Here is a 17,705-nt window from a genome sequence, read left to right on the forward strand (position 1 = left end):
GGGTTAGCCGAAGGCGTAACCCACCAGGCACCCACGCCTGCCGAACCAAGTTGGTGGGGTACGCCCAGCAACTGCGCTTCGCGCAGTCGCAGGGCAACCCACCCTACGGCAGCTCGGCCTACTTCACTTCCGCCAATGCCGCGATGATCCGCGCCCAGGAGCGGATGCCCTTCTGGAAGCTGCGCAGATCGTACTTCTCGTTCGGCGAGTGGATGTTGTCATCGTCGAGGCCGAAGCCGACCAGCAGCGAGTCGAGCCCAAGAGCGCGCTTGAAATCGGCGACGATCGGGATCGAGGCGCCGGAGCCCATCAGCACGGTCTCCTTGCCCCATTCCTCGGTCAGCGCTTGTTTGGCCGCAGCCAGCGGCTTCATGTTCCAGTCAAGCGCCACGGCGGGCGCGGCGGAATGATCGCCGAACTCGACCTTGCAGTCGCCGGGAATCCGGGCGGTGACGTAATCGCGGAAGGCCTTGCGGATCTTTTGCGGGTCCTGTCCCTGGACGAGTCGGAACGAGACCTTGGCCGAGGCATGCGACGGGATCACCGTCTTGGAGCCCTCGCCGATATAGCCGCCCCAAATGCCGTTGACGTCACAGGTCGGACGCGTGGACGCCTGCTCGACCATCAAGCGCCCCTTCTCGCCCGCGGGAATCGACAGGCCGACCGGCTTGAGAAAGGTCTCGGGCGTGAAGTTGAGCTTCTTCCACTGCTCCAGGATCTCCGGCGGCGTATCCTTCACGCCGTCATAAAAGCCGGGAATCGTGATCCGATTGTCGTCGTCGAACAGCCCGCCCAGGATCTTGGTGAGCACGCGGATCGGGTTCATCGCGGTGCCGCCGAATACGCCGGAATGCAGATCGCGACTGGCCGCGGTGATCTTCACCTCTTCATAGAGCAGGCCGCGCAGCGCCGTGGTGATCGCCGGCGTGCTGGGGTCCCACATGCCGGTGTCGCAGACCAGAACGTAATCGGCCTTGAATTCGTCCTTGTGGGCCTCGACGAAGGGCACGAAGTTCTTGGAGCCGACCTCTTCCTCGCCTTCGATCAGGAATGTGACGTCGATCGGCAGCGAGCCCGTCACTGTCTTCCAGGCGCGGCAGGCTTCGACGAAGGTCATCACCTGACCCTTGTCGTCCTCGGCGCCGCGCGCGACGATGATCTTGCGGCCGTCTGCGTGATCCGTGACTGCAGGCTCGAACGGCGGACGGTGCCAGAGCTCGAGCGGATCGACCGGCTGCACGTCGTAATGGCCGTAGAAGATCACATGCGGCCGTCCGCCCGCCTTGACCTTGCCGACGACAGCGGGATGGCCGGCGGTCGGCCTCACGTCGGTCGCGACGCCGAGGCTCGCAATGTCCTTGGCCAGATGCTCGGCTGCTGCCTTGCAATCCCCGGCATAGGCCGGATCGGCGGAAATCGACTTGATCCGCAGCAGCGAGAACAGGCGCTCGAGGCTGTTGTCGAAGTCCTTGTCGATGTGGTCGAGCACGGATTGAAGCTGCGCATTGGCCATGGTCGGATGTTCCGCTTGTTGGAGTCTCAAGATGGCTGCGATTTTAGCTCCGCCGCAGCGTCGGAGCTAGCCGCTTCAGGCGGATGCCGGATGTGCCAGGCGAGCGTAACGGCGAGAATAGCCGTGGCAGCAAGGTTGTTGCCCCAGGCCTGAATGGCATTGGGAAATGGCGGCAGCGACAGCAGCATGAGGATGCCGGCCGCGCCAAGCGCAAGCCAGCTTCCCAGCTGCACCTTCGGCCTGACGTCGAAGGCGGCCCGATGCATCAGCACTGTCAGCGGGAAGAACAGCCACATGAAGTAATATTGTCGTGCCAGCGGCGAGGCCACCGTCATCAGGCAGAACAGAATGCCGAGCTCCTCGGCATCCGATCGCGCCGTTCGTTGCCGCTGTGACGGCATCACTGCGATGAAGCCGAACCCGAGCAACACCGATACCGCGAGCACGATCCAGTTCGCCGTCTTGTAGTCGACGTCGATGATATTCATCGTGCGCACCGGCTTGCTGGGATCCTCCAGATTGAAGTTGATCGGGCGGACCAGGCGGTGCGTGACGGCGATGATGGACTGGTTGACCCACGACCAGTTCTGCTCGTCGCGCTGGCCAAAGCCCTTTTCCGAGCTCGAGCCGACCATGCCCTGGTACCAGGTGTTGAGCTCGGCGGCATTGCGCTCGAAGCCGCGGATCGGTGCAGGCACGACGTAGAGCAGGATGCCGATGAAGGCGAGCATGCTGACGACCGCCGCCCATTGCCGGCGCCAGACCAGATAAGGCAGCACCGCGACCGGAAACACCTTGATGGCGGTGGCGAGCGCGAACATGAAGCCCGCAGACCAGGACCGCCGATGCTGTAACAACCGGAAGCCCCACAGCATCATCGCCAGCAGAACAAGGTTCGGCTGACCGAGATCGAACATGTCGAACACGAAGGTCACGGTGACCAGTGCCGGCAGCGCTTCGAGCCACGGGCCCGGCTTGCGGTCCGCCCCGGTCATCGCATTGGAGAGCATCCCAGTGTACCACCACGCCACGGCGTTCAGGATCGACAGCACGACGTAGAGCGGGATCTTGCCGAACCAGCTTGGGATCGCCAGCAGGATCGCGGGCAATGGCGGATAGATGAACTCGAACTGGTTGCGGATGTCGCTGGGATAGAGCGCGCCGCCATGCAGCACCTGCTGCCCGGCCCAGTACCACAGGGCATAGTCCTTGGTCTTGCCGTGACCGAAGATTTCCGGCCCGAGGACATCGGCGGTCAGGATCAGGCAGCAGAACAGGAAGAGCAGGTCGAGCGGCGCACGTAGCGAAAGAGCTCGGAGTGCGCCGGGTTTGTTGGGCGAACGGGCTGTGGTCACAATGCCTTCAATCTGCGGCCGGGAGAGTGTCGATATATGTCTACCGACACACAGGCCGCAAGTCTGCCCCTCTCCTCACAGGCGCAAGAGGAGCTGCAGCGGCCCAGAAATCCGCTTCAACTATGCCCTGCCTGCCTACCGTCGGAGCAGTCCGCCGAGCGCGCCGCGGACCAGCGCGCGGCCGACCGAACCGCCGAGTTGGCCGCCGACCGATTTGCCGAGATCGGCCACGACGCCGCCGACAACCTTGTCGGTGACCGTGCGCGTGACGTCGCGCGCGATGCGCTGGCCGGTCGTCAGCCGGTTACGCCCGGTATTGGTGCCGAAGACGGTGCCGACGATCGAGCCGATCTGGCCGAGGAGACCGCCACCGCTACCCGCCTGACCATCGGCCGGGGCCGCGGTGCCCGCGATCCGCTTCTGGATGATCTCATAGGCCGACTCGGCATCAACGGCGGTGTCGTATTTGCCCTTGAGCGGGCTTGCATCCATGATCGCCTTGCGCTCTTCCGGGGTGATCGGCCCGATGCGAGCCGATGGCGGCCGGATCATGACCCGCTCCACCATCGCCGGCGTGCCATTGCCTTCGAGGAATGACACCAGCGCCTCACCCTTGCCGAGCTCCATGATGACCTTGGCGGTGTCGAGCTTCGGATTGGGCCGGAAGGTCTGGGCGGCAGCGGCGACCGCCTTCTGGTCGCGCGGTGTGAAGGCGCGCAAGGCGTGCTGCACCCGGTTGCCCATCTGCCCGAGCACACGGTCGGGCACGTCGATCGGATTCTGTGTGACGAAATAGACGCCGACGCCTTTGGAGCGGATCAGGCGGACCACCTGCTCGATCTTGTCCATCAGCGCCTTCGGCGCATCGTTGAACAACAGATGCGCCTCGTCGAAGAAGAACACCAGCTTGGGCTTGGGCAGATCGCCGGCCTCGGGCAGTTCCTCGAACAGCTCTGACAGCATCCACAGCAGGAATGTCGCGTAAAGCCGTGGGCTCTGCATCAACTTGTCGGCGACGAGGATGTTGACCATGCCGCGGCCGTCGCGGTCGGTCTTCATGAAGTCCTTCAAGGTCAGCGCCGGCTCGCCGAAGAACTTGGTGCCGCCCTGGTTCTCCAGCACCAGGAGCTGGCGCTGGATGGTGCCGACGGTGGCCTTGGTGACGTTGCCGAACCCTTGCGCCGCTTTCCGGATCGGCGCGAGCGGATCCTCTTCCGCCTCCGGCCCCTTCTTGCCGCTGTCGGGCACGATGGCATCGAGCAACGCCCGCAGATCCTTCAGGTCGATCAGGGCAAGGCCATTGTCGTCGGCGACGCGGAAGGCGACGTTGAGCACGCCCTCCTGAACGTCGTTGAGATCGAGCATGCGCGCGAGCAGCAGCGGCCCCATCTCGGTAATGGTGGCCCGCACTGGATGGCCCTGCTCGCCGAACACGTCCCAGAACACCGTCGAGAACTGGTCAGGCTGGAAATTCAGTCCCATCTCGCTGGCGCGCTTGACGATGAAGTCTTTTGCCTCCCCGACCTCGGAGATGCCGGAGAGGTCGCCCTTGATGTCGGCTGCGAACACCGGAACACCGGCCCGCGCAAATCCTTCCGCCATCACTTGCAGCGTCACCGTCTTGCCGGTTCCGGTGGCTCCTGTGACGAGGCCGTGGCGATTGGCGAGCGCCAGCGTCAGCCAGGCCAGCTCGTCTCCCTTGCCGACGAAAATCTTGTCGTCGGTATCGCCGAGCTTGTTGTCCTGCGCCGTCATCACACTCTCTATTGTCGGTTTTATCGTTGGTTTCGCGTATCGAAAACTCGAACCCGCCAGTTCCGCAGTTTAACGCATGTCGCACGTCGATTGAAACCTTTCAGGGCGCCGTCGACATGCGACATCGTCGGAGACTCCGCGCGCGGCGGGCGCCAAAAGTCGGGCGCGCGCATCGATCCGCGGCGATTTTTCGTGAATTTCGTCTCCGCTCTTGCATTGCTGCAACACTTCTCCTGTCTTCGAGAGTGAATCGGGATGTTGCATGCGTTCATTGCTTGTATTTCACATCGCACGGGCTCAAGATCACTTTTCGAAAATAATCTCCGGCATGTGAACCGGCTGAGGGGCGGGTCAATATGGACGAGCTGATCGGACGGCTGGCGACAAACGCCAGCATAGATAGTGCTGTCGCTGAAAAGACCGTCGGCATTATTCTGGGATTCCTCCGCAGTGAAGGTCCTTCCGACAGCGTGCAGGCCCTGATCGACCAGATCCCTGGTGCGGAAGGAGCGATCGAGGCGTCCAGGAGCGGCGGCGGGCTGTCGCGGCTGATGGGCGGCGGCCTGATGGCGGTCGGCACGCGCCTGATGGGCCTCGGGCTTGGCATGTCCGACATCCAGACCATTGCCCGTGAACTTTTCCGCTTCGGCCGAGACAAAATCGGAGCGGATCAGATGGGCAAGATCATCGCGGGGACGCCGGGCCTCAGCCAGTTCGCCTGAGCGACGCTTTTATACCGAGTATCATGACATATCCGATCTCCGAGATTGAGAGCCTGCCGGCCTTTGCCGCCAACAAGTTGAAGGCGCAGGGTATCCGCACCACCGACGCACTGCTGGAAGCCGCAAGCACCGCCAAGGGCCGCAAGGCGCTCTCGGCCAAGACCGGCATCAGCGAGCAGCAGCTGCTGGAGTGGGCCAACGTCTCCGACTACATGCGTATTCCCGGCATGGGCAGGGCCAAGGTGGGCCTGGTCCGCGCCGCCGGCGTCACCACGGTGCGCGAGCTCGCCTATCGGAATCCGGCAAGATTGGCGCAAAGCATGCGCGAAGCCAACGACCGCAAGAAGCTTGTCCGCATCCTGCCTTCCGAGAAGTCGGTCGGCGACATCATCGCCAAGGCCAGGAAGCTGCCGCCGAAGATCACGTATTAGCTCTCTCTCGACATACGATCTGCAGCGCTAGCCCTCGGTGTCATACCCCGCGACCCGGCTACGCCAAGGCTTCGCCGAGGTTTCAGTCTTGGGCGCGCCGAAGCCTTAGCGCAGGCGGCAAGCAGGGTATCCAGTACGCCGCAGCTGCTCCGCCTCATGGCACGGCCTCGGAATACTGGATTGCCCGCCTCCGCGGGCAATGACAGGAAGGGTGGTCTTGACTCCCCCTGCCCGACCGCGCAAAGCCACGCGCATGAATGCCTCGCCCTCCCCATCCGTCCCGCCGGCCGGCTCGGCCGGGCCAGATGTGCTGCGGACGCTCGTGGGCCGGCCGCTGCCGGCGGTGATGGGCGTGCTCAACGTGACGCCCGACTCCTTCTCCGATGGCGGCGATTTCATCGCACCGGATCAGGCGCGGGCGCGGGCGCGGGCAATGATCGCCGATGGCGTCGACATCATCGATATCGGCGCCGAATCCACCCGGCCCTACAAGGGTGCGCAGCCGGTGACGGCCGCGGACGAGCTGGCCCGGCTGAAGCCGGTGCTGGCAGACATCGTTGCACTCGGCGTGCCCGTTTCGATCGACAGCATGAAGGCGGAGGTTGTCGCCTTTGCGCTCGACCAGGGTGTCGCCATCGCCAACGATGTCTGGGGCCTGCAGCGCGACGCCGGCATGGCGCCGCTGCTGGCCGCAAGAGGCGTCCCTGTCATCGTCATGCACAACCGCGAGAGCGTCGATTCCGCCATCGACATCGTTGCTGATATGAAGGCGTTCTTCATGCGCTCGCTGGACATTGCCGCGAAGGCCGGCATCGCGCGGGACAAGATCGTGCTCGATCCCGGCATCGGCTTCGGCAAGACCGCCGAGCAAAGCATGATCGCGTTGGCGCGCTTGCGCGAGCTCGAGATGTTCGGTCTGCCGATCCTGGTCGGCGCCTCGCGCAAGCGTTTCATCGCCTCGGTGTCGCCGTCGGAGCCGAAAGAGCGGCTGGCCGGCTCGATCGCCGCGCATCTGATTGCCGCGCAGAAGGGGGCGAAGATCATCCGGACCCATGACGTCGCCGAGACCTTGCAGGCCCTGCGGGTCGCCAACGCAATCGAGAGCAAGCTATGACCGATACGATCTTCGTCACCGGCCTGTCGATCCATGCGCGCCACGGCGTGCTGGATCACGAAACCGAAGTCGGCCAGCGCTTTGTCATCGACCTCGAGCTCTACACCGATTTGTCGGAGCCTTCGCGCAGCGACCGCCTGGTCGATACCGTCTCCTATGCCGACGTGGTGGCGACGACGACGGCGGCGTTCAAGAATACCAATTACAAGTTGCTGGAACGCGCGGCCGGTGCGGTCGCCGATGCCATCCTGTCGCACTTTCCGCGCATCCGCGCGGTGAAGATCACCGTGCACAAGCCACATGCGCCGATCGCGGCGATCTTCGACGATGTCGGCGTCATGCTGACGCGCTCGCGGCATCACTGATATGGCGAGCGTGCTGATCGCGCTCGGCGGCAATGTCGGCGATGTCCGCACGACATTCAAAAAGGCGATCGCCCATATCTGCGGCATGGCGCAGGCCACGGTGATCGCCCGCTCTTCGGACTATGCGACGCCGCCCTGGGGCGACGAGAACCAGGATCCCTTCGTCAATGCCTGCGTCGAGATCGAGACCGGTCTCGATCCGCACGCGCTGCTGTTCGTGATGCAGAAAGTCGAGCAGAAATTCGGCCGTACGCGCGACCAGGATCGGCGCTGGGGCCCGCGCACGCTCGATCTCGACATGATCGCCTATGACGATGTGTCGATGAACAAGCCCGACCTGACCCTGCCGCATCCGCGCCTGTTCGAGCGCGCTTTCGTGCTGGTGCCGCTGGCCGAGATCGCACCGGAGCGCGTGATCTCGGGCATTCGCGTGCGTGATGCCCTCGCCAGCGTCTCGACGCAAGGCATTGAGCAGCTTCCGGATACCGGTTAACCAAAATCGACCGTTTGCAGGAGCGGGCCGCCGTGGCAAATTCGCCTGCGCATGTCGAGATGTTCGGGAGCCCTTGTCCTTATGACCTCCGTGACTGACGATCTGCCGCTGGCCGCCGATTTTCCCAAGGCGACGGACGCGGACTGGCGCAAGCTGGTCGACGGCGTGCTGAAGGGCGCGCCGTTCGAGAAGCTGGTCGGCAAGACCTATGACGGCCTCAAGATCGAGCCGCTTTATCCGCGCGCGAGGGGGGCAGCGCCGGTGGCGGGACGGCCGGCGGCCGCGCCCTGGCAGATCATGCAGCGGATCGATCATCCCGATGCGCTTGCAGCAAACGCGCAGGCACTGACCGATCTGGAGAACGGCGCCACGGGCCTCTCTCTGGTGTTCGCCAGCGGCAATGGCAGTCACGGCTTCGGCCTGGAACCTTCGGCCGATGCGGTCGCAAAGGTGCTGAAAGACATTCACCTCGACGCCGGCATCGGCCTCGAGCTTCAGGTCGGCCCGGAATCGCGGATGGCTGCGATCCATGTCGCGGAATATGTGAAGAGCAATGGCATCGATCCCGCCGCCTGCGACATCCGCTTCGGGCTCGATCCGCTTGCGGCCTGCGCAGTGTGGGGTCACAGCCCTTACACATGGGAACAGATCACTCCTGCCGTCACCGGCGGCATCAAGGGCCTCGCAGCGCTCGGCTTCAAGGGACCATTTGCATCCGCTGATGGCCGTGTGATCCATGATGCCGGCGGCTCCGAGGTCCAGGAGCTGGCCTTCGTGCTCGCCTGCGGATTAGCCTATCTGCGCGCGATTGAAGGGGCCGGCGTTCCGCTGGAGCAGGCGCAAGGCATGGTCTACGCGCGGCTCACCGCGGATGCCGACCAGTTCCTGACCATGGCGAAGTTCCGCGCGCTGCGACTGCTCTGGGCGCGCGTCGAGGCCGCCTGCGGCCTGACGCCGAAGCCGCTGTTCATTGCCGCCGATACGGCCTGGCGCATGCTGACGCAGCGCGACCCCTATGTGAACATGCTGCGCGCGACCATCGCGACCTTCGCAGCCGGGCTTGCAGGCGCCAATGCGATCACGGTGCTGCCGCATACGCTGGCGCTCGGGCTGCCCGATCCGTTCGCGCGGCGCGTCGCGCGCAATACCCAGCTTCTGCTGCTCGAAGAAAGCAACCTCGCCAAGGTCAGCGATCCCGCGGCCGGATCCGGCGGCATCGAGACGCTCACGGCGCAGCTCTGCGAGGCCGCCTGGGCGCTGTTTCAGGAGAGCGAAAAGGCGGGCGGCGCCTTTGCCGCACTTCAGCAGGGCCTGTTCCAGGGCAAGGTCGCAGCAACGCGCAAGGCGCGCGAGGCCAACATCGCCAGGCGCCGCGACGTGCTGACCGGCGCCAGCGAGTTTCCGAACCTGCATGAAAGCGAGACCGCGGTGCTGAAGGCGACGCCCATCGTGCTGCCGCCCTATGGCGAGGCCAAATACAAGTTCGATGCGCTTGCGCCGATTCGCCTGGCGCAGCCGTTCGAGGCGCTGCGCGACAAATCCGACGCGACGTTGAAGGCGCGCGGATCTCGGCCCAGCGTATTCCTGGCCAATCTCGGCACCCCCGCCGATTTTACGGCACGTGCGACATTCGCAAAAAGCTTCTTCGAGGCAGGCGGTATCCAGGCCATCGACAGCGAAGGTTTCGCCGATCCGGCCAAGCTCGCTGCGGCCTTCAGGGCTTCGGGCGCGGCGCTCGCCTGCCTTTGTTCCAGCGACAAGGTCTATGCGGAACGCGCCGAAGCCGCGGCAAAGGCCCTGCAATCGGCGGGCGCGCGACATATCTATCTGGCAGGCCGTCCGGCCGAGGCGGAGGCGAGATTGCGCGCGGCCGGTGTCACGGGCTTCGTATTTGCCGGGGGCGATGCGCTGGCGACGCTGCAAGAGGCTTATGTTGTGATGGAGTTGGCATGACCGACGCGAGCAAACCCGTTCTCACCGGCGGCTGCCAATGCGGCGCGGTGCGCTTTGCGATTTCGGCAACACCCAACAAGGTGTCGATCTGTCACTGCCGGATGTGCCAGAAGGCGAGCGGCGCGCCGTTTGCTTCCTTTGCCGACATCAACCGCACGGACTTCGCCTGGACCAAGGGCACGCCGGCCGCGTTCCAATCCTCCACGATTGCGATGCGCGACTTTTGTGCGGCCTGCGGCACGCCGCTGAGCTTCCGTCGCATCGATGGTCCGCGCATCGAGATCATGACCGGCGCGTTCGACCGGCCTGACCGGCTGGTGCCGACCCGACAGTACGGAACCGAGTCCCGCCTCGGCTGGGTCGTCGGAATCTCGAACCTGCCGAGCCAGACCACGCAGCAGAATTACGGGCCGGAGAAGATGGCGACCATCGTCAGCCATCAGCATCCGGATCATGATTGAATGATATGGTTGAAGCCATGAGCCGCATTCCCAATTTCGCCGATATCGCGTTCGAGCGAACCGCTGCCGCCGCGCCATCAGGCAGCGCCGAGCCGTGGCTGACGCCCGAGGGCATCCTGGTAAAGCCTGTTTATGGCGAGGCCGATCTCGCCGGGCTCGACTTCCTCGAGACCTATCCGGGCATCGCGCCGTTCCTGCGCGGCCCCTACCCGACCATGTATGTCAACCAGCCCTGGACCATCAGGCAATATGCCGGCTTCTCCACGGCGGAGGATTCCAACGCGTTTTATCGCCGTAATCTCGCAGCCGGGCAGAAGGGCCTCTCGGTGGCCTTCGATCTCGCCACCCATCGCGGCTATGACTCAGATCATCCGCGCGTCGGCGGCGACGTCGGCATGGCCGGCGTTGCGATCGATTCCATCTACGATATGCGCACGCTGTTCGCAGGGATTCCGCTCGACCAGATGAGCGTGTCCATGACCATGAACGGCGCGGTGCTGCCGATCCTCGCGCTCTATGTCGCGGCCGCCGAGGAACAGGGCGTTCCGCCGGAAAAACTCTCAGGCACCATTCAGAACGACATTCTGAAAGAGTTCATGGTGCGCAACACCTACATCTATCCGCCCGCGCCCTCGATGCGGATCATCTCGGACATTTTTGCGTACACCTCGCAGAAAATGCCGAAGTACAACTCTATTTCCATCTCCGGCTATCACATGCAGGAGGCCGGCGCGACGCAGGATCTCGAGCTTGCCTATACGCTCGCCGACGGCGTCGAATATCTACGCGCCGGGCTTGCCGCCGGTCTCGACGTCGACCGCTTCGCGCCGCGGCTGTCGTTCTTCTGGGCGATCGGCATGAACTTCTTCATGGAGGTGGCCAAGCTGCGCGCCGCGCGCCTGCTCTGGGCGAAGCTCTTGAAGCCCTTCAATCCGAAGGACCCGCGCTCGCTGTCGCTGCGCACGCATTCGCAAACATCCGGCTGGTCGCTGACCGCGCAGGATGTCTTCAACAACGTGATGCGCACAACGGTGGAGGCGATGGCGGCGACCCAGGGCCACACCCAGTCGCTGCACACCAATGCGCTCGATGAGGCTTTGGCGCTGCCGACCGATTTCTCGGCGCGGATCGCCCGCAACACCCAGCTCTTCCTGCAGCAGGAGAGCGGCACCACCCGCATCATCGATCCCTGGGGCGGCTCCTATTATGTCGAGCGCCTGACCCGTGACCTCGCGGCGAAAGCGTGGGGCCACATCCAGGAGGTCGAGGAGCTCGGCGGCATGGCCAAGGCGATCGAGGCCGGCCTGCCCAAGCTGCGCATCGAGGAAGCCTCCGCCAAGACGCAAGCCCGCATCGATGCCGGCAAGCAGGCGGTGATCGGCGTCAACAAGTACAAGCCGACCGACGAGGCGCCGATCGAGATTTTGAAGGTCGACAACACCAACGTGCGCCGGCTCCAGATCGACAAGCTGACGCGGCTGAAATCCGAGCGCAACCAGAAGGACGTCGACGCCGCGCTCGCCGCGATCACGCGCTCGGCCGGCGAAGGCAACGGCAACCTGCTCGCGCTCGCCATCGATGCTGCGCGGGCCAAGGCGACCGTCGGCGAAATTTCGGACGCGATGGAAAAGGTGTTCGGCCGGCACCGCGCCGAGATCAAATCGATCACCGGCGTCTACAAGCGGGAGGCGTCCAGCATGGGCAACCAGGTCGAGAAGGTTCAGGCGCTGATCGACGCTTTCGAGGAGGCCGAAGGCCGCCGCCCGCGCATCCTCGTCGCCAAGATCGGCCAGGACGGGCACGACCGCGGCCAGAAGGTGATAGCGTCTGCCTTTGCCGATATCGGATTCGACGTCGACATCGGACCGCTGTTTGCCACCGCCGACGAGGCCGCACGGCAGGCGGTCGAGAACGACGTCCACATCCTTGGCGTCTCCTCGCTCGCAGCCGCTCACCTCACTGCCGTGCCTGAACTCAAGGCCGCGCTGAAGAAGCAGGGTCGAGAGGACATCATGATCATCGTCGGCGGCGTGGTGCCGCCGCAGGACTACGAGGCGCTCTATGCGGCCGGCGCCGAGGCCATCTTCCCGCCGGGCACCGTGATCGCAGAGGCGGCCGAGGAGCTGATCCGCAAGCTCAATGCCCGGCTCGGGCATAGCGAGGCGGCGGAGTAGGAGCGCATCCTTGAAGTTCATGACCGGTTTGAGCGTCGCCCTGGCGCTGAGCGCAACATGTGCGTTTTCCGCCCTCGCCGCCGATCCCAAGCCCGACGCCGCGGTCAAGAACAAGAGCATCGACGCACGCGTCTTGCTCGACGACAGGATCAAGGCCGACGCGCCGCTCGCAGCCGATTGCCTGGCCGAAGGCAAGAAGTGGCTCGACAAGAACGCAGGCGACGCCGCGGCCTCACGCAAGCAGGAGCCGCAATTCTTCAAGGACGGCGGCTGGGATTTCGAGCGCAAATATTCGACCCGCTCTGTGGTTGCCGATCGCTATGTCAGCATCCTGCGCGACGACTACATGGACACCCATGGCGCCCATCCCAATTCGGACGTGAACACGATCCTGTGGGACAAATTCGAGAATAAGCGCATCTCGATCCGCCCGTTCTTCACCGAAACCGCCGACATTGGCGCGACCATGAAGGCGATGGTGCAAGCCGTGATCGCCTCGCTGAAGATCGAGAAGAAGAAGCGCGACAGCGGCGAGACCGCGACCGAGGAATGGTTCAAGGGCCTTGAGCCGAGCCTGCTCAAGATCGGCGCCGTGACGCTGGCGCCATCGACGGAGACAGGCAAGAGTTCCGGCCTGACCTTCCACTACCCGCCCTATGCCGTCGGCCCCTACGCCGAGGGCCAATATGTCGCCTTCGTTCCGTGGGAGACGTTGAAGCCCTATCTCACGGCGGAAGGCGTACGCATCTTCGGCGGCGCACGGCCAAAGGCCGATGCCGACGAACAACAATAGCAACGGAACCCGTTGCACACGGCGGCACGGGGCTGCCGCTTGCGACATCCGCGCAAAGCTGCGTAGCATGTTGCGATGACGCGAGCCCGATTCCCGAGGGCGATGCCGGGAACGTCAATGCCAGGAATTACGCGCCGCGTTTTCGCGGCCTCTTCAGTAGCCGCAGCTACATCCGCGCTCCTCTCGCCTGCGCGCGCGCAAGCCTATCCCGCGCGGCCGGTCACCGTGATCGTGCCCTGGGGAGCGGGTGGCGGCACGGATGCGACCGCGCGCTTCATCGCGACGCTGCTCGAGAAGGAGCTCGGCCAGCCGTTCAATGTCGTGAACCGCACCGGCGGATCCGGCGTCGTCGGCCATGCCGAGATCGCAACGGCGCCGCCGGATGGCTACACCATCGGCATGCTGACCGTGGAAATCGCGATGCTGCATTGGCAGGCCGTGACGCATCTAGCGCCGCGGAACTTCATGCCGCTGGCGCTGATGAACGAAGATTCGCCAGGCATCCAGGTTGCCGCCTCCTCGCCGTACAGGACAGTCAAGGAGCTCGTGGACGCCATCAGATTGGCGCCACCGGGACGGTTCAAGGCGTCGGGCACCGGACAAGGCGGCATCTGGCATCTCGCGCTCGTCGGCTGGATGCAGGCGATGGGGTTGCCGACGAATCAGGTCACCTGGTCGGCGTCGAATGGTGCAGCACCGGCCATGCAGGACCTCGTCGCAGGCAGCGTCGATTTCACCACCTGCTCGTTGCCGGAGGCACATGCGACCATCGAGGCCGGCCAGGCCCGGAGCCTCGCGATCATGGCGCACGCGCGCAACCCGAGCTTTCCTGACGTCCCGACGCTGAAGGAGGCGCTCGGCGTCGACTATTCCACCAGCTCATGGCGCGGCATCGGTGGTCCCAGGGGTCTGTCTGCGGAGATCGCAACCAGGCTGACCGCAGCTTTGAAGACGGTGTACGACTCCTCCGCATTCAAAGACTTCATGACCAGGCGTGGCTTTGGCAGCGTGTGGCGGGATGCAAGCGATTTCAAAACCTTCATGGAAGAGGCTGACAGCCAGATGGGCCAGGCCATGAGGGCCGCCGGCTTTGCCAAGGCCTGAGGGGGCTCTCGCCTGCCTGCTTCCGCCGTTGTAAAGCAAGGCATGGTTGAGAAGAAGTCTTCGCTCGATATCACTGCCCTCGCCCGCGACCTCCGCGCCGGTCATCGCGCAGCGCTCGCGCGCGCCATTACCCTGGTGGAGAGCCGGCGCAGCGACCATCAGGCGCAGGCGCGCGAACTGGTGCAGATGCTGCTGCCCCACACCGGCAAGGCGGTTCGCGTCGGCATCACCGGCTCGCCCGGCGTCGGCAAATCCACCACCATCGATGCGCTCGGGACCTATCTGATCGAGCAGGGCAACAAGGTCGCCGTGCTCGCGGTCGACCCGTCCTCGGCTCGCAGCGGCGGCTCGATCCTCGGCGACAAGACGCGGATGGCGCGGCTGTCGGCGTCCAGCGATGCCTTCATCCGCCCCTCGCCGTCCTCGGGCACGCTCGGCGGCGTCGCCGCAAAGACACGCGAGGCCATGCTGCTGTGCGAGGCCGCCGGTTTCGACGTCGTGCTGGTCGAGACCGTCGGCATTGGCCAGTCCGAGACCGCGGTCTGCGACATGACCGATTTCTTCCTCGCGCTGATGCTGCCGGGCGGCGGCGACGAACTGCAAGGCATCAAGAAGGGCCTGGTCGAGCTCGCCGACATGATCGCGATCAACAAGGCCGACGGCGACAATCTCAAGCGCGCCAACGTCACCGCCGCCGACTATCGTGGCGCGTTGCATATCCTCAGCCCGCGGTCCGAGCATTGGCATCCGCCTGTCATCACCTATTCGGCGCTGGCCGGCACCGGCATCGCGGAGCTCTGGCAGAAGGTTCTGGATCACCGCAAGGCGATGAATGCGTCAGGTGAATTCGCGGCGCGGCGGCGCGATCAGCAGGTGAAATGGATGTGGTCGATGCTGGAGCAGCGCATGCTGTCGCGGCTGCGCAGCGAGGCGTCGGTGCGCGCCAGGGTGAAGAAGATCGAAACCGAGGTCGCCGACGGCCACCTCACGCCGGCACTCGCCGCCGAGGAGATCATGAAGCTGCTGCATTGAGACCGGTACACCTCTTCTCATCGGCAAGAGGTGAGCCGAAGTCCGATCTTGCGACCGAACTCGGTCTCACGACGGCCTAACTGATCTGCCCGGCCAGCACTTTCGAGACGAAGCGCGCGGTCGCCTCGCCGACCTCGCGAGGCGCCTCCTCCTGCAGGAAGTGCGATCCCTTCACCAGAACGGTCTCCTGATTGGGCCAGGCCCGGCAGAACTCGCGCTGCGCGCCGATCAGGAAGCCTGCCGGCTCGGCATCGATGAACAGTTTCGGGATCCGGTTCTTCGACATCCAATCGGCGTAGGCCTCGACGATCGCGACCACGTCGGCCGGCTCGCCTTCAATCGGCAATTCGCGCGTCCAGCTCAGCATCGGCTGACGGCTGGGACCGGGATTGCGGTAGTAGTGGCGATAGACCTCCAGCGCCTCCGGCGCGATATGGCGCAGCGGCAGCAGATATTCGATGAACAGGTTCTTCTGCAGGATCAGGTCTTCGCCTTGCGGGCTGCGTTGGCCCTGGAAGAAGGCGCGCGTCGCATCGGGCCATTCGTCCCAGGAGCGGAACGGCCGGACGATGCCTTCCATATAGACGATGGCCTTGACCTTCTCCGGATGGCGATAGGCCCAGTGAAAGCCGAGCGCCGCGCCCCAGTCGTGCACGACGAGGACGACATTCTCCGTCAGGCCCAGCCCATCGAACCAGGCGTCGAGATAGCGCCGGTGATCGACGAAGCGGTAGGAGCCGTTCGGCGCCGCGCCCGAATTGCCCATGCCGACGAGGTCGGGCGCGAGGCAGCGACCATAGGGCAGGAGATAGGGAATGATGTTCCGCCAGAGATAGGACGGCGTCGGAACGCCGTGCAGGAACACGATCGGGTCGCCCGCGCCGACATCGACATAGGCCATCTGGGTATCGAGGACCTCGATGTATTTCCGGTAGGAGACTTCCTCGGTCGAGATCGGGGGATGGTTGACCTGCAACATGATGGAACTCCGTTCTCTCTCTTGCACACCAGTAAACGATCTATACCCGTTACTTGTTTCAACCGGTAAACAAGATTAAATGGTGTTTCATGTCCAGGGAATCGCGCAAGTTCCATGTGCCGGACGCGCTGGCGAATCTCTACGATTTCGCCAACACGCTGGATCTGCGGCACTTCACCCATCACGGCGTCCAGCATCAGCAGGCGGATGCATTGCAAAATCCCGCCGCGCTCGGCGAGTGGATGCATCAGCATGGGCTGATCCACCGTGCGGCCGTGCCATCGCGGAAGACCTTCGAGGCCGCCTTGCGGCTGCGCGCCGCGATCCGCGCCTACCTCAAATGCGATCCGGCGGAGCGCCACCGCAAGCCAGCCGTCACCGCCCTGCTCGGCGCCGCGATGGAGCCGTTTGCACTGCGCGTCGCCGTCGGCGGCAAGGATGGTTTTGCACTCAGGCCGGTGATGAGCGATGCGCAGGCGGGCCTGTCGGCGATCGTCGCCGAATTGTACGACGCGGCGTCGGCCGGCACGCTCGCGCGCCTGAAGATGTGCGCCGCCGATGAGTGCCAGCGGGTGTTTTTCGATCGCTCGAAGCCCGGCACGCGGCGCTGGTGCCAATCCACCCTGTGCGGTAACCGGGAAAAGACCCGGACCTACCGCGAGCGCCACAGGCACGATCCCACCTCGGAGATCTGAGGACCTGCGCGCTTGGAACACGGCCCGCCCCGGTGTTTACTGGATGCGAGCGTCCGACAGGATCGAGAGGATCACATCCATTGCCCGACAAGCTCCGCATTCTCCTCACGGGCTTCGGCCCGTTTCCCGGCGCGCCGCATAATCCGACCCAGCCGCTGGTGGCGCGGCTGGCGCAGCTGCGGCGTCCCGCCCTCGATGATGTCGAGCTGTCGCGCCACATCTTTCCGGTGACCTATGCCGCGGTCGACCGGCAATTGCCTGACGTGCTGGCAAAGGTGAGGCCGGATGCGATGCTGATGTTCGGGCTCGCGGCGCGTACGCCTTACCTGCGCATCGAGAGCCGTGCGCGCAACGCCGTCACCATGCTGTGGCCGGACGCCGCCAACACCCGCTCCAGCAAGCGAGGCATTGCCGGCCATGCCGATGCGATGAATTTCGGCCCGCATACGGCAAGACTGCTGCGTGCCGCGCGCCTCACCGGCATCGATGCGCGGCCCTCGCGCGATGCCGGCGCCTATCTCTGCAACTATCTGAGCTGGCGCGCGATCGAGAAGGTCAGAGCTGGCGGGCCGAAGCTTGCCGCGTTCATCCACGTTCCGCTGCTTGCCCGCAGCGGCGCCGTGCGGCGCAAGGGCGCTCCGCGGATTACGCTGGAGGAGCTGGTAGATGCGGGAGAAGCGATGTTGATGGAGATGGTAGCGTTGGCAAGGAAGGCACGGAAGACACCGCTCTCGTAGGGTGGGCAAAGGCGCCCTTGCGCCGTACC

General features: G+C 64.6%; 17 protein-coding genes. 13 read left to right on the plus strand and 4 right to left on the minus strand.

All coding sequences use genetic code 11. From position 1 onward, the window contains the following. Positions 1-118: 118 nt before the first annotated feature. The 3 genes from XH80_RS33465 to XH80_RS33475 all read right to left on the minus strand — a co-directional run bounded on the left by XH80_RS33465 (position 119) and on the right by XH80_RS33475 (position 4,623). Positions 119-1,513, minus strand: coding sequence for a M20/M25/M40 family metallo-hydrolase (locus XH80_RS33465; protein WP_271602281.1), 1,395 nt, complete (start codon positions 1,511-1,513; stop codon positions 119-121). Positions 1,514-1,539: 26 nt separating this feature from the next. Further along, the gene (locus tag XH80_RS33470) at positions 1,540-2,868 is read right to left on the minus strand and encodes a glycosyltransferase family 87 protein (protein WP_271602282.1); all 1,329 of its coding nucleotides are present in this window, start codon (positions 2,866-2,868) and stop codon (positions 1,540-1,542) included. A 135-nt stretch (positions 2,869-3,003) separates the two neighbouring features. Next, positions 3,004-4,623: a helicase HerA-like domain-containing protein gene (locus XH80_RS33475; protein WP_271602283.1), complete on the minus strand. Its 1,620-nt coding sequence runs from the start codon at positions 4,621-4,623 to the stop codon at positions 3,004-3,006. A 356-nt stretch (positions 4,624-4,979) separates the two neighbouring features. Here XH80_RS33475 and XH80_RS33480 point away from each other — a divergent pair, with 356 nt between their 5' ends. The 11 genes from XH80_RS33480 (at position 4,980) to meaB (ending at position 15,265) form a co-directional block, all read left to right on the plus strand. Next, on the plus strand, positions 4,980-5,345 hold the full coding sequence (locus tag XH80_RS33480) for a hypothetical protein (RefSeq protein ID WP_057753036.1): 366 nt from the start codon (positions 4,980-4,982) through the stop codon (positions 5,343-5,345). A gap of 23 nt (positions 5,346-5,368) precedes the next feature. Further along, entirely contained in the window at positions 5,369-5,776 is a 408-nt protein-coding gene (locus XH80_RS33485) for a DUF4332 domain-containing protein (RefSeq protein ID WP_057753035.1), read from the plus strand. Positions 5,777-6,029: 253 nt separating this feature from the next. Continuing rightward, positions 6,030-6,890, plus strand: a complete 861-nt coding sequence (folP, locus tag XH80_RS33490; protein ID WP_271602352.1) for a dihydropteroate synthase — start codon at positions 6,030-6,032, stop codon at positions 6,888-6,890. Beyond that, a complete protein-coding gene (gene folB, locus XH80_RS33495; protein ID WP_057753033.1) occupies positions 6,887-7,255 on the plus strand; it encodes a dihydroneopterin aldolase in 369 nt (122 codons plus the stop codon). Before folP ends, folB begins: the two co-directional genes overlap by 4 nt. 1 nt (position 7,256) lies before the next feature. Continuing rightward, the gene (gene folK / locus XH80_RS33500; RefSeq protein ID WP_271602284.1) at positions 7,257-7,748 is read left to right on the plus strand and encodes a 2-amino-4-hydroxy-6-hydroxymethyldihydropteridine diphosphokinase; all 492 of its coding nucleotides are present in this window, start codon (positions 7,257-7,259) and stop codon (positions 7,746-7,748) included. A gap of 81 nt (positions 7,749-7,829) precedes the next feature. Then, positions 7,830-9,701, plus strand: coding sequence for a methylmalonyl-CoA mutase subunit beta (locus tag XH80_RS33505; protein ID WP_271602285.1), 1,872 nt, complete (start codon positions 7,830-7,832; stop codon positions 9,699-9,701). After that, positions 9,698-10,162 (plus strand): GFA family protein, encoded by a 465-nt coding sequence (locus tag XH80_RS33510; RefSeq protein WP_220003799.1) that lies wholly within the window; start codon positions 9,698-9,700, stop codon positions 10,160-10,162. Before XH80_RS33505 ends, XH80_RS33510 begins: the two co-directional genes overlap by 4 nt. Before the next feature lie 17 nt (positions 10,163-10,179). Continuing rightward, positions 10,180-12,336, plus strand: coding sequence for a methylmalonyl-CoA mutase (gene scpA, locus XH80_RS33515; RefSeq protein WP_271602353.1), 2,157 nt, complete (start codon positions 10,180-10,182; stop codon positions 12,334-12,336). A gap of 19 nt (positions 12,337-12,355) precedes the next feature. Then, the gene (locus XH80_RS33520; protein ID WP_271602354.1) at positions 12,356-13,129 is read left to right on the plus strand and encodes an RsiV family protein; all 774 of its coding nucleotides are present in this window, start codon (positions 12,356-12,358) and stop codon (positions 13,127-13,129) included. Positions 13,130-13,246: 117 nt separating this feature from the next. Further along, positions 13,247-14,233, plus strand: coding sequence for a tripartite tricarboxylate transporter substrate binding protein (locus XH80_RS33525; RefSeq protein WP_271602286.1), 987 nt, complete (start codon positions 13,247-13,249; stop codon positions 14,231-14,233). Positions 14,234-14,275: 42 nt separating this feature from the next. Then, on the plus strand, positions 14,276-15,265 hold the full coding sequence (meaB, locus tag XH80_RS33530) for a methylmalonyl Co-A mutase-associated GTPase MeaB (protein WP_271602287.1): 990 nt from the start codon (positions 14,276-14,278) through the stop codon (positions 15,263-15,265). A 76-nt stretch (positions 15,266-15,341) separates the two neighbouring features. Here the strand turns inward: meaB and XH80_RS33535 are convergent, their stop codons facing one another. After that, complete coding sequence (locus tag XH80_RS33535) at positions 15,342-16,244, minus strand: haloalkane dehalogenase (protein ID WP_271602288.1); 903 nt, start codon at positions 16,242-16,244, stop codon at positions 15,342-15,344. Between the two features lie 116 nt (positions 16,245-16,360). Here XH80_RS33535 and XH80_RS33540 point away from each other — a divergent pair, with 116 nt between their 5' ends. Beyond that, positions 16,361-16,939 carry a CGNR zinc finger domain-containing protein gene (locus XH80_RS33540; protein ID WP_271602289.1) on the plus strand — a complete coding sequence of 193 codons (579 nt, stop codon included), beginning with the start codon at positions 16,361-16,363 and terminating at the stop codon, positions 16,937-16,939. 80 nt (positions 16,940-17,019) lie between these two features. Next, positions 17,020-17,676: a pyroglutamyl-peptidase I gene (locus XH80_RS33545; RefSeq protein WP_271602290.1), complete on the plus strand. Its 657-nt coding sequence runs from the start codon at positions 17,020-17,022 to the stop codon at positions 17,674-17,676. Positions 17,677-17,705: the final 29 nt, after the last annotated feature.

This window comes from Bradyrhizobium sp. CCBAU 45384, from assembly GCF_028128665.1.
GTDB classification, from domain to species: Bacteria; Pseudomonadota; Alphaproteobacteria; order Rhizobiales; family Xanthobacteraceae; genus Bradyrhizobium; species Bradyrhizobium manausense.

Bases quoted from the DNA above. Each gene is read 5' to 3' on its own strand.
- XH80_RS33485 (WP_057753035.1), top strand. From the start codon at position 5,369: ATGACATATCCGATCTCCGAGATTGAGAGCCTGCCGGCCTTTGCCGCC.
- XH80_RS33525 (WP_271602286.1), top strand. From the start codon at position 13,247: ATGCCAGGAATTACGCGCCGCGTTTTCGCGGCCTCTTCAGTAGCCGCA.
- XH80_RS33510 (WP_220003799.1), top strand. From the start codon at position 9,698: ATGACCGACGCGAGCAAACCCGTTCTCACCGGCGGCTGCCAATGCGGC.
- XH80_RS33520 (WP_271602354.1), top strand. From the start codon at position 12,356: ATGACCGGTTTGAGCGTCGCCCTGGCGCTGAGCGCAACATGTGCGTTT.
- meaB (WP_271602287.1), top strand. From the start codon at position 14,276: ATGGTTGAGAAGAAGTCTTCGCTCGATATCACTGCCCTCGCCCGCGAC.
- XH80_RS33475 (WP_271602283.1), bottom strand. From the start codon at position 4,623: ATGACGGCGCAGGACAACAAGCTCGGCGATACCGACGACAAGATTTTC.
- folK (WP_271602284.1), top strand. From the start codon at position 7,257: ATGGCGAGCGTGCTGATCGCGCTCGGCGGCAATGTCGGCGATGTCCGC.
- XH80_RS33535 (WP_271602288.1), bottom strand. From the start codon at position 16,244: ATGTTGCAGGTCAACCATCCCCCGATCTCGACCGAGGAAGTCTCCTAC.
- XH80_RS33465 (WP_271602281.1), bottom strand. From the start codon at position 1,513: ATGGCCAATGCGCAGCTTCAATCCGTGCTCGACCACATCGACAAGGAC.
- folB (WP_057753033.1), top strand. From the start codon at position 6,887: ATGACCGATACGATCTTCGTCACCGGCCTGTCGATCCATGCGCGCCAC.
- XH80_RS33505 (WP_271602285.1), top strand. From the start codon at position 7,830: ATGACCTCCGTGACTGACGATCTGCCGCTGGCCGCCGATTTTCCCAAG.
- folP (WP_271602352.1), top strand. From the start codon at position 6,030: ATGAATGCCTCGCCCTCCCCATCCGTCCCGCCGGCCGGCTCGGCCGGG.
- scpA (WP_271602353.1), top strand. From the start codon at position 10,180: ATGAGCCGCATTCCCAATTTCGCCGATATCGCGTTCGAGCGAACCGCT.
- XH80_RS33480 (WP_057753036.1), top strand. From the start codon at position 4,980: ATGGACGAGCTGATCGGACGGCTGGCGACAAACGCCAGCATAGATAGT.